Source organism: Methanosarcina sp. UBA5 (assembly GCF_002505485.1).
Classification (GTDB): Archaea; Halobacteriota; Methanosarcinia; order Methanosarcinales; family Methanosarcinaceae; genus Methanosarcina.
Genome location: NZ_DAVG01000019.1, coordinates 36,741 through 49,596, shown reverse-complemented (window position 1 = coordinate 49,596; position 12,856 = coordinate 36,741). Strand labels below are relative to the sequence as shown.

Annotated in this window: 13 protein-coding genes and 1 tRNA gene; 2 read left to right on the top strand and 12 right to left on the bottom strand. The window is 43.4% G+C overall.

Annotated features, from left to right (window positions below):
• Positions 1 to 334 precede the first annotated feature (334 nt).
• Positions 335 to 1,858 (top strand): aminoacyl-histidine dipeptidase, encoded by a 1,524-nt coding sequence (locus tag BP621_RS01980; protein WP_292387682.1) that lies wholly within the window; start codon positions 335 to 337, stop codon positions 1,856 to 1,858.
• A 108-nt stretch (positions 1,859 to 1,966) separates the two neighbouring features.
• Here BP621_RS01980 and BP621_RS01975 read toward each other — a convergent pair whose 3' ends face one another.
• The 12 genes from BP621_RS01975 to BP621_RS01920 form a co-directional block, all read right to left on the bottom strand.
• A complete protein-coding gene (locus tag BP621_RS01975; RefSeq protein WP_292387681.1) occupies positions 1,967 to 2,719 on the bottom strand; it encodes a CPBP family intramembrane glutamic endopeptidase in 753 nt (250 codons plus the stop codon).
• A 330-nt stretch (positions 2,720 to 3,049) separates the two neighbouring features.
• Positions 3,050 to 3,313 carry a hypothetical protein gene (locus tag BP621_RS01970; protein WP_292387680.1) on the bottom strand — a complete coding sequence of 88 codons (264 nt, stop codon included), beginning with the start codon at positions 3,311 to 3,313 and terminating at the stop codon, positions 3,050 to 3,052.
• Between the two features lie 359 nt (positions 3,314 to 3,672).
• The gene (locus tag BP621_RS01965) at positions 3,673 to 4,578 is read right to left on the bottom strand and encodes a F0F1 ATP synthase subunit gamma (RefSeq protein WP_292387679.1); all 906 of its coding nucleotides are present in this window, start codon (positions 4,576 to 4,578) and stop codon (positions 3,673 to 3,675) included.
• 26 nt (positions 4,579 to 4,604) lie between these two features.
• Positions 4,605 to 6,146, bottom strand: coding sequence for an alternate F1F0 ATPase, F1 subunit alpha (locus tag BP621_RS01960; protein ID WP_292387678.1), 1,542 nt, complete (start codon positions 6,144 to 6,146; stop codon positions 4,605 to 4,607).
• Between the two features lie 7 nt (positions 6,147 to 6,153).
• Positions 6,154 to 7,239 carry a F0F1 ATP synthase subunit B gene (locus BP621_RS01955; RefSeq protein ID WP_292387676.1) on the bottom strand — a complete coding sequence of 362 codons (1,086 nt, stop codon included), beginning with the start codon at positions 7,237 to 7,239 and terminating at the stop codon, positions 6,154 to 6,156.
• Positions 7,240 to 7,258: 19 nt separating this feature from the next.
• Positions 7,259 to 7,534 carry a F0F1 ATP synthase subunit C gene (locus BP621_RS01950; RefSeq protein WP_292387675.1) on the bottom strand — a complete coding sequence of 92 codons (276 nt, stop codon included), beginning with the start codon at positions 7,532 to 7,534 and terminating at the stop codon, positions 7,259 to 7,261.
• Between the two features lie 71 nt (positions 7,535 to 7,605).
• Positions 7,606 to 8,304, bottom strand: coding sequence for a F0F1 ATP synthase subunit A (locus tag BP621_RS01945; RefSeq protein WP_292387674.1), 699 nt, complete (start codon positions 8,302 to 8,304; stop codon positions 7,606 to 7,608).
• Positions 8,294 to 8,611 carry an ATP synthase subunit I gene (locus BP621_RS01940; protein WP_292387673.1) on the bottom strand — a complete coding sequence of 106 codons (318 nt, stop codon included), beginning with the start codon at positions 8,609 to 8,611 and terminating at the stop codon, positions 8,294 to 8,296. Before BP621_RS01940 ends, BP621_RS01945 begins: the two co-directional genes overlap by 11 nt.
• Positions 8,604 to 8,942 (bottom strand): AtpZ/AtpI family protein, encoded by a 339-nt coding sequence (locus BP621_RS01935; protein WP_292387672.1) that lies wholly within the window; start codon positions 8,940 to 8,942, stop codon positions 8,604 to 8,606. The genes BP621_RS01940 and BP621_RS01935 overlap by 8 nt, the downstream gene beginning before the upstream one ends.
• Positions 8,935 to 9,339: a F0F1 ATP synthase subunit epsilon gene (locus tag BP621_RS01930; protein WP_292387671.1), complete on the bottom strand. Its 405-nt coding sequence runs from the start codon at positions 9,337 to 9,339 to the stop codon at positions 8,935 to 8,937. The genes BP621_RS01935 and BP621_RS01930 overlap by 8 nt, the downstream gene beginning before the upstream one ends.
• Entirely contained in the window at positions 9,336 to 10,745 is a 1,410-nt protein-coding gene (gene atpD, locus BP621_RS01925; protein WP_349682037.1) for a F0F1 ATP synthase subunit beta, read from the bottom strand. The genes BP621_RS01930 and atpD overlap by 4 nt, the downstream gene beginning before the upstream one ends.
• 716 nt (positions 10,746 to 11,461) lie before the next feature.
• Positions 11,462 to 11,555, bottom strand: a tRNA-Arg gene (locus BP621_RS01920).
• 591 nt (positions 11,556 to 12,146) lie between these two features.
• On the opposite strand from BP621_RS01920, the gene BP621_RS01915 reads away from it, so the two are divergent.
• Positions 12,147 to 12,854 carry an ATPase domain-containing protein gene (locus BP621_RS01915; RefSeq protein ID WP_292387669.1) on the top strand — a complete coding sequence of 236 codons (708 nt, stop codon included), beginning with the start codon at positions 12,147 to 12,149 and terminating at the stop codon, positions 12,852 to 12,854.
• Positions 12,855 to 12,856: the final 2 nt, after the last annotated feature.

Here is a 12,856-nt window from a genome sequence, read left to right as displayed (position 1 = left end):
TATTATGTTATATTCATCCGGCTTTGGAATTTGGAATTTTGACCTGAAATTACAAAACAGTAATTCAATATAATCCTAAAAACTAGAAATGGATAAGTATAATTTTGGTATTATTCAAGTTTATTCAAACTACATGACGTTTTTCAATAAACTATAAAAATACGTGATTCTGTAAAAACTAAGCTAATAACAGCCTTAATAACAATCTAATGATAATAGTAATAACAATAACTCCCTAATAACAACCCAAATGACTATCCTGAAAAACAAACTTAATGACAACCTTAAAAAACAAACCTATTAGCAACTCATGAAAAAACAAAAATTGATCTCTATGCATCCTAAAACTCAACAGATCCTCGAAGTCTTCGAAGAAATCAATAAAATCCCTAGACGTTCAAAGCACGAAGAACAGATTTCCATCTGGCTGCAGGAGTGGAGCCGGTCCAGAGGTTTTGAGGTAAAAGCCGATTCCTTAAACAATATGCTTATCAAAGCCCCTGCAACGGCTGGATATGAGAATTCTCCCACACTTATTCTGCAGGGGCATATGGATATGGTCTGCGAGAAATGTAAGGATTCCGGACACGACTTTTCCAGAGACCCTATAAGATGCATTTGCGACAGGGACTGGATGCGGGGAGATGGAACTTCCATAGGTGCGGATGATGGAATTGCACTTGCACTTGGACTGGTGCTGGCAGAAGCAGGGAAGAAAAGAGAAATCGGGCATCCACCACTTGAACTGCTTTTTACGGTGGACGAGGAAACAGGCTTAACAGGAGCAAGGGGACTTGAGGCTGGCTTTTTTGAAGGAAAAATACTTCTGAATCTTGACTCCGAGAAGGAAGGCGTTTTTGTAATAGGATGTGCAGGCGGGCAGAATTCACTAATTACACTACCTGTTGAATGGGAAGAACTTGACTTTAAAAAAGAAAATGCATACAGGTTTTTCCGACTCTCGGTTGAGGGACTGGAAGGCGGGCATTCCGGGGTTGAAATCAACAAGCAGCGCGCAAACGGGATACAATTACTCTCTCTGGCACTAGCCGGGCTCAGGGAAAAGCTTGGGGAAGAAAATATAAGGCTTGTCCTGCTAAACGGGGGCAGTGTCCATAATGCTATTCCCACTACCGCAGAAGCCTTTGTTGCACTCAATAAGGATACACTTGAAAAGGCCGAAGAAGCCGTGTCAGGTCTCAGGAAGGCATTTAAGGCTGAATATTCAAAAACCGACCCTGAGCTTATTTTGAATCTTGAAGAAATTGACAAAGAAATAATCTTTGAAGTTGCAGAAGATAAGATCCCCAGAGAGGAAATGTCGTCTCGTGTTCGGGTCTTTTCTGCTGGGACCGAAGAGAAACTGATAGAGCTGATTATGGGACTGCCGCATGGGGTTTACAGGATGTCGGAGACTATTCAGGGGCTTGTTGAAACCTCAAATAACCTTGCAACGGTACGGACGGCTGAAAATGAAGTAATGATCGTATCAAGTCAGCGCAGTTCAAATAACCTCAGGCTAGCTGAAATTAGTAGAAAGGTGGAAGCCGTCGCAAAACTCGCAGGCGCATGGGTTGAACATGAACCCGGATATCCTGCCTGGGAACCCGACCCGAAATCCGAATTGCTCTCAAAATGCAAGCAAGTTTATACCGAAACTTTTGAAGAAGAGCCTGAAATTAAAGTGATTCACGCAGGGCTTGAGTGTGGAATAATAGGTTCGGTGCATGAGGACATGGAAATGATTTCTTTCGGGCCAACGATCAAAGATGCACATTGCCCTTCAGAAAGGATCTTCATTCCTTCGATTGAGAAAGTCTGGATATTTCTGGAAAACCTGTTTAAAACTTATTGCTGACATAGTCTTCATCTCCAATGGGATAAGGTGACCACCTGTATTTGAAAATCAAGCCTTTTCAAAAAAGGCTTGAGCGAAAACCCCTGGAGACGTTTGAGTTTGATGACCTTATTCCCAAACCCTATCGGCGTGATCAACCGGCGCAACGGTTGATCGAAAGCTTCGTAATAGCCAGATGCCATAAAAGAATAGAACAAACGAAAAGAGTAATAACACTAGCCCCTGAGAGGAGCCTGTCAGAAATGCCAGGCAATCCCACAGCCAATGAATGATGATTATAGGAATTACAGTATCAAGGCGGACCCGCAAGGCTACTGCCCAGACCCCAAACATACCTGCAAAAAAAGCCTGAACTACACTCGCCTTAAAGTCTCCGGTTATTAAGCCGTTTAACGTATGGACCGAACCGAAAATAACTGCCGTGATCCACACTGCACGCCAGATACCAAATGATGAAGAGGCCCCATGAAACAATAGACCTCGAAACATCAACTCTTCGCTGATGCCTACCATCAAGGTATTGATAATCACGATTAAAAGTATCCTAGTTGGTGGTAGGTCTGTAGATAAAGCTATCACTAGCAAGAAAAGGAGAAACATGGCTGGTAAACATAACAGACGCAGATTCCGTGAATTATTAGGGCCTTTCCATCCAATCTGATCCCACCAGTTTAAGCAGGTAATTACCCCAGACAAAAAGAATACTGCGAAAATCACGCCAAAAATAAGCTGACTTTTAACCAATTCATCAAGTTGAGTGGGCTTGCCTCTAACCTGCAGGAGTCCTCCTCCCACAACAATAATCAGCCAGATTGTAAATATTCCCAGTGAAATAGGCCAGGGTTTTCTTGATATATTCATCTTATTCTTCTCCAATCTTATTCGAAAATACCCTTTTTTTCGAGTGGTTGTCACTGCCACTAGATTGTCCACTACTACCAGAGATTATCACTACCACTATTACCGGATTGCAATATACACCGGCGTCGGATTTCTATCAGGCGGGTGACGCCTCATCTAAAGTTTGGCCAGCGGGTGCCTGAATTTCAGAAATTGCACAACATCTAATTAAATAGAACTTACGCACTTCATGTACAAAACCAAGCACAATAGACGTTATAACTAAATATGAGTTTTAGACGGTTAAAGGTTTAATGCTATCGATTTCTCGTTTCAACCGCTAATTCATATTTAATTATCAGCCTTAATCTGCAATTCGCTACCGGAAGTAAGTCGGCAATATAAAGCATAAATGAAATTACCAATAAAAATAGTCAACCAAGCAGTTAACAAGAATACCAATATATGACCAGCCCCAGAACCCCACCCACCAGGTTTGGTTAAAATAGCTACATTTTCATTATGCCGTTTAAGGTTCCACCCAGAAACGATATTGTCTTCAACTTCTTGCTGTAACTTCTCTTTTGAAACTCGTTTAACACTAGTATTCACCATGGTACCTAACCCCCTTTTAGAACCTAGACCCCTTTTATAACTTAATCTTCTTTTATAACCTAGACCCCTTTTATAATCTAACTCCCTTTTAGATACATATCATGCTATAATCAAATTTACGCTGGCGCACACCACTGCAAGCAACAGGAGATTTTAGGCGGATTTATTTCATTCAACTCAGAGATTTTTTGATTATGTTTATATTATAATATTGAAGGAAGTATTTTTATGTAACTTACGGAAAAATGCTTCAACCGCGTAAGTCCTAAATTCATAAGTTTCTTCCCGTTTCACCCTCTCATAAAACTCACTTTTCGGCTTCATCATTTGTCTGGACCAATGCCGATCATATTGCTTTTTCACCGGCGAGAGTTGCGTGAGCTTGAAAGCGCTTCAAAACCTGAGACCAGTTCAAAAAGTTCCTCATCAATACCACTCTGGCGCACACGGTAGAATTCTCCTTTGAGATTCTCAAGCAATTCCTCTATGTTTTTGTCGGCACGCTGCATCGCTGCTAGACGGCTAGAATTTTCACTTGCAAGGGATTCAGCACATGCCCTAAAAAGCGAAACGAAAAGGTATTCGCGGATGAGTGCACGCAAGACCTCTGTGATATCGCCCATTACCTCAGGCAGCAAGTTTTTGGTTGGCCATGAAAGTTTGGTCAGTTCATCTCGCCAGGTTTCATCAAATGGCAGCAGTCGCTGGCTAACTGGTTCGTAGGTAACTCTGGTTTTGTGGCGGTTGTAATAGAGATAGAGCTCAGCATCTTCATCCTGACTTCGTAGTTTCTCATTTTCTACAAGAATTTGAGCTATAAGTGGGGTAATTGCCTTAACCGAATTTGGCACATTATAAAGTCCAATAATGGGTAAGCCCTCATCTACCAGGCGCGAATAAACACGCTCTCCTACAGCCCATACCTGAGCTTTACCTGGCAAAGCTCCCAGTTCCCTGACCGCATAATCGGTTATTATATCATTAAATTGACCCACAAGCCCCTGATCTGAACCGAAAACGACAGCCCCGATAAGACGTGCATTTTTTTGCTCTTTTCCTTCTGTCGGAGCTGGCATGAGTGCAATTTTCCGAAAACATAAGCCCAGCCCCAGTTCCACTGTGTGATAATAGTCAGATAACGCACTGACTGATTTTTCATATTGTCCTATATTCGAGGCTGCTAGGGCTTTCATCGTGCGGACAACAGACTGAAGATCTTTTGCTCTATCGATCTTTGTGCTCAAACTCTGAGTGGTTTCGGTCATGATTTCTCCTTAACTTCCGGCTTAAATTAGGATTTAGGTTTTGGCTGGTAAGGTTCCAGTGCTTTGCGGGCGATATCGAGGATAGTTTCGCGATCCTTGGCGCTCAACTCTTTATCGCCTTTAAACCGATTGCGTACATCTTCAGGAATATCTGGCACTGCCTTGCGGAGGGAGATCTCAGCCTCTTCCATTCTGTCAAGTGGCACATTGTCGAAGAGTTTTGCGTTCAATGCAACAAGGATAATAATCTGATCGGGTACGGGTACAGGAGAGTTTTGAGGCTGCTTTAGGAGGGCACGGATCCGCCTACCATGCTCAATAACTTTTCGTGTATTTTCATCTAGCCTTCCGCCGAATCGGGTAAATGCTTCGAGTTCTTCAAATTGTGAGTAGGCAAGCTTGAGGTCTCCAGCCACTGCTCTATAGGCAGCAAGCTGTGCTTTACCGCCTACACGAGAGACGGATTTGCCGACATCAACTGCAGGCAGCACACCCAACTCAAAAAGCGAAGGTGAGAGGTAAATCTGCCCGTCCGTAATTGAAATTAGATTAGTTGGAATATAGGCGGAAATATTCTGCGCTTCAGTTTCGATAATGGGAAGGGCAGTTAATGACCCGCCACCAAGTTCTTTGAGCAGGTGCGTAGACCGCTCCAGCAGTCGTGAGTGAATATAAAAGATGTCACCAGGATATGCTTCTCGCCCTGGAGGACGACGAAGTAATAATGAAAGTTCTCGATATGCACGCGCATGATTGGTTAGATCGTCGTAAACAATAAGCACGTCTCGACCTGCTTCCATAAAATGCTCTGCAATGCTGGTCGCAGCGTAAGGAGCAATATAGATTAGCCCGGATGGGTCATTGCCTTCAGTTACAACAACAATCGTGTAATCCATTGCACCCCTTTCCCGTAAGTTTGCCACTGCTCTGGCCACTGCGGACGTACGCTGACCAATGGCACAATAAACGCACAGGACGTTAAAATTGCGCTGGTTGAGGATAGTATCGATTGCAATTGCAGTTTTGCCAGTCTGGCGGTCACCCAATATCAGTTCTCTCTGACCACGCCCGATAGGAATTAAAGCATCAATAACTTTGATACCGGTCTGAAGAGGTACGGTAACAGGAGCACGATCCATAATTGCAGGACTGGGGCGTTCGATAGGCAAGCGCTTACTTGAAACTATTGGTCCTTTGTCGTCAAGTGGACGACCGAGTGGGTCAATAACTCGCCCCAGTAATTCCTCGCCCACAGCCACATCCATAACCCGGCCAGTGCGTTCAACCTGATCTCCCGCATGCAGATGTGAGTATTCGCCCAGTAGAACGGTACCTATTTCTTTTTCATCAACATTAAACGCGATCCCAAACAAATCCCCTGGAAACTTTATAAGTTCGTCAAAACCTACAGTAGGAAGGCCAGATACATTTGCGATCCCTGTAGAAACTGTCAAAATACTGCCCACCTCCTTTGGAGTGAGCTTTGGGGTTACTGATTCGCTGACCTGGTGTATTTCGGTGAAAACTTTATCGAAAATGTCCTTAAGACTTTTAGGTTCCATGTTCATTAGCTCTTTATGTTGGCTCTAGTTTGGGATTAATCTCCTGCTTAGCCACAGGTTCAGACTTAGTTTCAGATTGCTGTTTAGCAGATTCTTGTCCTGCTTCAGGTTCTTGTTCTGCATCAAGTTCTTGTTCTGCATCAGATTCCTGTTCAATCTCCGGCTCTTTTCTCGATTTGGGCTTATTATAATCAGTTTCAGGTTTGGTTTCGACTTCTGATTCAGTTTTCAATTTGGGTTTATTAGTCTCAGCTTCAGGCTCTTGTTCAGCCTCTGGTTCGTTTTCCGACCTGGGTTTGTTGTTTTTAGTTTGAGACTTGGTTTTGGCTTTACTCGTGTTTTTCTCTTTCAGCAGGTTATCGATACTTTTTTGCAGTGATGAAAGATAATCTGCAATGCTCCATGCCACTTTTTGTCCGTCTGTGGTTAATTCAATACCACTGACAAGATCTGGTGCGGTTTCGAACCTGGGTTGAGTTTCTATACCAAGAGTTTCTTTAATCGTCTTTTTAATCAAATCACGCTGTGCTTGCGGAAGATCAAATGCAGTACGAATTAGCAACTGACTTGATGATGTACTAAGTGCTGAGACCAACTGATTTTTTTCCTCGTCTTTCATGTTTCGCAGCTTTTGAACAAACACGTCAACTACGCGCTCTTCCAAACTGGTTCCAGCCAGATCGGTCAATGCTTTTCGCGCGATGTTAAAGACTTCCTGCTGGGTCCGGTGGCTGATTTCCTGACTTAAATTCTGTTCTTCGTTCCTTAATGCCTCCTGTTGTTTTGCTCTCAAATCGGAGGCTTCCTTCCTTATTTCTTCGAGAAGCCGCTGATGTTCAGCTTTCGCTTCTTCCTTTGCCTTGTTCAGGAGAGCACTGCGCTGCTGATCGAATTCCTCGTTCTTATGCTTGAAATCATCTTTCTCTTTTTGTGCCTCTGCTTCTTTTGCATCCGCATTCTTAAGTTCATCTGCTACCTTTTTCTCGCGTGCATCGACTGCATTGAGTATCGGTTTGTAAAGAAAACGCTTCAACAACCACACCAGGATGAGGAAATTGACCACCTGCGCAACGACAGTAAACCAATCGATCAGCGGCATGATTATTTTCCTCTTTAGTTTAGGTGAGTGCACGGGACCAGAACGGGTTGGCAAAAATGAGAATCATAGAGACCACAAAACAATAGATAGCTAGAGACTCTATCATAGCCAATCCCACAAACAAAGTCCTGGTTATTGTTGCGGAAGCATCTGGTTGCTGTGCCAGTGAACTCAATGCTGTTGCAATCGAACGCCCTTCACCAATTGCAGGCGCGATAACTCCAATAGCTATCGTGATGCCAGAGGTGGCAATTGATGCCACTGCGATTGTAGTTGAATAAGTGTCCATAGCCATAGTGTTTCCTCTGTTGTTGTTCCTCTGTTGTTGTTCCTCTGTTGTTGTTGCTTCAATTCACCTGCTCCTGTTCAGCCTTCTTTTGCTCCCGTTTTAGGTCCATGCTTGTGCTCACGTGTAGCAGCTGCGATGTAAACTGTGGCCAGAACGCTGAAGATATAGGCTTGCACCGTACCAACGAGCAAACCAAGAACAGTCATGACAATTGGAAAGATGAACGGAGTAATAGTCAGCAAAATGGCGACAATCATCGACCCGCTCATTATATTACCGAACAAACGAATTGCAAGAGCCAGAGTGCGAGATAATTCGCTGATAATATTAAATGGCAGCATAATGATCGTCGGCTCTGTGTACGTCTTAAGGTAGTTACCAACTCCTTGCTCTTCTATGCCGAAGAGTGGCACTGCTACAAACACACATAATGCGAGCGCAGCCGTCGTTGAAAGTGATCCGGTTGGTGGTTCATAGCCTGGGATAATAATGCAAAGATTAGCCATGCCAATAAACAGAAAAAGCGTGCCCAAAAAGCCTAGATACTTCTTCGGCTGATCCAGACCAATGTCTTCAATTTGTTCTAATATGCTTGTAACAATAATTTCCAAGATGTTTTGCCAGCGGGAACGTTCCAGACCCGTAGAGAGTTTGCTTGTAATGATTTTTGAGCTAACCACCATTATCAGCATTAGCCCCCAGGTATATACAATCGTGGCATTAAGTTTGATAAAGCCATATTGCCAGAAAATCAGCTCATCAGGACTAAGTCGCATTACTGGCCTCCTTTGTCAGTTGATTCTGATCTTCCTCCGGCAGTCTGGTGAGTCTAACTACTACCTGACGCATAACAAAAAATCCAAACATGCATATTAGCAACCTCTCCCAATGGCCGTCCGAAGCAAAGTAGAATCCAGATATGGCGATGCTGGTCCGTATTAACAGGCTGCCAAGGAACCAGAATGCAGGCCGCCTTCGGGATGAAAGTCCCTTCTGAACCGTCCACCAGAGCCCTCCGAAGAAAACAGCTCCGAGCAGAAAACCAGCTATCAGAGACAGAATAAGATTCAATATTTCATTCATTGTAATCCTCCTGTTCCTCTTGCATTTCCCTATGCTCCTTAGCCACCCAATGCCATGCATTCAAGCAGCCGATAAACAGACCGAGAATAAGCATCGTGAGTGTCCAGGAAAAACTTGCTGGATAGTGCTTATCTAACCAGAGCCCAAGTGCAGCACCAATTAGCGTTGGAACTGCTACCGACCAACCTATGAGCCCCATCATGCCCAAACCAAGCCAGACCGTTCGGTCCACATGCCGCTGCGCTCTGAGTTTGCGTTCAGCTTTTGTCTCTACTTTACGGGCAAGAGGTGACTTGTCCCTTAAAGGTTTATCTGGTTCTCTGTCAGACATTCTGAAACTCCGCTAAGCGGCGTATAAGCCCGATTTCCAACTTTGCCATTACTGAACGAATTTTTTGCTCAGTCTCATCTAAGGTCAAGAACTCTTCCTCTACTGCCTCGTACAGTTGGCTTAAGTCTGTTCCGAAAATGGCATCACGTACCGAGACAAGCACATCCTGACCAGTCTTGATGAGTACGCCTTCATCGACTGCCAAATAGACTTCGCCCTCTGCTTCGGTTTCGTAGGTAAGAATTCCAGGTTCCAAAGCCGCTACACAATCGAGTCGGTGTGGCAGAAGTCCAAATGAACCTTCACGGCCCTCTGCAACTATACGTGACACGCCTTTCTTTTCGGCAAAGACCTGGAAAGGCAGAAGAATCGTAAGATTCATGAGTTCTGAGTTCATGATTTCTCCCTGCTTGATTTTTTTGCTATTGCCTCATCAATTGTTCCGATCATGTAGAGGTCGCTTTCAGGGTAGTCTTTGAATTCATCACGCAAGATACGTTCGCAGCCATCAAGCGCATCTGAAAGGCTGACAGATTTGCCTTTAATGCCTGTAAACTGCTCGGTGGTGAAAAATGGCTGTGTCAGAAAACGTTCCAGGCGGCGGGCACGAGCGACTATATTGCGGTCCTCAGGAGATAGCTGTTCCAGGCCAAGCATTGAGATAATATCCTTGAGTTCGGAGTATTGCGCAAGCGTCTGCCGGATTTTCTGGGCCAGGCGATAATGCCTTTCGCCAATAATGCCAGGTGTGGCCATTTTGGAATTTGACTGCAAAGGATCAATTGCCGGATAAAGCCCCTCGCTTGCCCTTTTGCGAGAGAGAACAATTGATGCCGACAGATGTGAGAATGTGTGCACAGCCGAAGGATCAGTAAAATCATCAGCAGGCACATACACCGCTTGAATTGACATTATGGCCCCGGCATCGGTAGTAGATATGCGCTCTTCCAGCTCGGATAATTCAGTGCCCAAGGTCGGCTGATATCCCAGGCGTGAAGGCATCTGCCCCATCAAGCCGGATACTTCGGAACCAGCCTGAATAAACCTGAAAATATTATCTATAAGCAGTAGCACATCTCGGCGCTCATCGTCCCTAAAGTACTCTGCCATTGTCAGCGCCGTATGACCTACACGAAAACGGGCGCCTGGTGGCTCGTTCATCTGGCCGAACACCATAACCGTATTCGGAAGCACACCCGCTTCTTTCATAGCACGATAAAGTTCTTCCCCTTCTCGACAACGCTCGCCTATTCCGCAAAATATGCTCACTCCCTGATGTTGCTTGACTACATTGTGAATCATCTCGGTTAGCAACACTGTCTTGCCAACACCCGCTCCTCCGAATAGACCCGCTTTACCTCCGCGCTCAAGCGGTACCAGGACATCTATAGCTTTGATACCAGTCTCGAAGATTTCAGACATAGTAGACCGACGTACCAGTGGCGGTGGAGCTTGATGGATTGAACGCCATTGAACATTAGACAGAGACTTCCTGCGGTCTATGGTATCTCCAAATACATCGAACATTCTCGAAAGGATTTCCCTACCTACAGGCGCTTTCAAAGGTCCACCTGTGTCTTCCACTGCCATGCTTCGAGAAAGCCCCTCGGTGGAGGTCAGAGCAATTCCGCGAACACGATGTGCGTCAAGCTGGGTCAAAACCTCTATGGCAATTTGATTTTCCTTTCCTGCACGTAGCAGTGTATATACAGCTGGCAAGTGCCTCTCGAACAATACATCTACGATGCTGCCGCGCACCGAGATGACCTTGCCGAGATTCAGGGGACTATTTTTGTCTTCCATATGACCTTTAACAGCTCCTCCTGATTTGCATCGTACCTTTTTGCTTTTAATTACCCTTTTTCTGAGGCCTGGCTCGTTAGAATTAAGAATGCAGTGAAAACTCCCATCTGCCCATGCCACAAAACCCACATTGACCAGAAAACTCTAAAGAAAAACTACAATAGATCGAGTCTCAAGGAATAACTTTGTAAAGCAATTATATTGGCTTATAAGTCTCGTTTCACCAGTGAATTGTTTTATTGCTTGGTTTCCCCTTTCCCATAGAGAAATATATCATTTCAATATATTAATTTGACTCTAATATAATTTTAATATTTATTGCGAAATCTAATATCGGGTTTTTAAAATCAGGTTTAAAAACGGGTTTAAAATCAGGCTTAAAAATGGGTTTAAAAACAGGTTTAAGAATCAGGCTTAAAAACGGGTTTAAAAACAGGTTTAAGAAACAGGTTTAAATGGGTTTAAGAATCAGGTTTAAAAATAGATTTAAAAATCAGGTTTTACTCGAATATTAGAAATTTACTATTAACTCTTAAGAGTCTTCAGATTTACGTACAAAAACTCCTTTTTGTAATCATGCGGCCTGCTATTCTTCAGGAAAATATCCAGTACAAAATATCCAGTACATTTCTACTTAAGAAGGTACTCTGAAAAAGATAGTCTGGAAAAAAATACACTGCTTTCGCAGAATAGATAAGAAGGATAAAATAAGCAAGCGGGCCCGCCGCGATTCGAACGCGAGTCAATGGGTATCTTCGTAATTATCTTACTTCGAAGCCCATTAGGATATCCTGGCTACCCTACGAGCCCTTGGTGCAGCACTATTGATAGAAGCTATCTATATTAAACTTTTCTCTTGAAATTAAGGCAGCAGGGAATACAGGTCGAGAGAAATAGGACAGAAAAGAGGCACAAAAGAGTAAAAAGGGGACGAAAAGCATAGCAAAGAGGAGAAATAGGTAATAGAAATCAAGGTGGCCAAAAAAAGACAAAAGTTAGTAAAAGAAGGGATATGTAGGGTATGAGGTGGCAGGAAATGCGAAGGGAAGTACAGGAAGTAAGATTTTGAATTTTAAATATATGGCATGGGAAAAGACCATCCTGAAAATTCAGTACAAAGAGTTCAAACTGGATAAGGATAACAGAGGAGTAAATAAAAATATATAGTAAGTGGGACAGAATTAGCAGTACAACTCAATTAAAAAAATAAAATAGATGGGTTTTGATAATAACTACTGTAAAACTAATGAAAATAATAAACGTTTCTTTAATTATAAACAGTTTCTAAATCTCAGGATTATTTAGAGACTGTTCCTAAGCCTTCAAGTTAATAATTTTATATAAATTCATAGTACGGGAAGCTATAAGGGTAAAGTATAGAAAGAGTGAGGATTTACAAAAATGGAGAGGGTTTCAACAGGCATAGAGGAGCTTGACAGGAAGCTGAGTGGGGGTTATCCTGCAAATAAAGTAACCCTTATAACTGGTATAGCAGGAAGCGGGAAAACAATCTTCGGAATCCATTTCATTTATAAAAACTGTCTTGAAGGCAGGAAATGTATGATTATCGCAACCGAGGAAACTCCTGAAGACATTCTCTACCAAGCAAGCCTGCTAGGGCGTGACCTTACACCGTACTATGAGAGCGGACAACTTATTATACAAAATATCTTCGAGAGCCGCTCGGAAATAATAGGACAGACCAGATATGGGTTCAAGCCTGAAAGCCTTGATATCGAAATCCCAAGTCTTATAGAATTAATACATGAAGGAACGGAATGTCTTGTTATAGATAATATAGGCACTTTTGCTCTCAGGATATCCATAAAAAGGCTTAGAGATCAATTTGACGCGCTGAATTACCTGGTAAGGAAAAAAGGCTGCACCGCTCTTTTAATCATGGATGAGTCCGCACACAACATGACTTACCAGCTTGCCGAATATTCGGTCTATGGGTCTATCCGCCTGCTGGTAAGGGAGAATTCTTATCTTGGAAAAATGGAGCGCTACTTGAGCATACCCAAGATGCGCAGCACCCCTATTTCCCCTGAAATGTCTGTTTTTGAAATCACATCTGAAGGAATCGTAATTCGTGAGTCTGGGGGATAAAG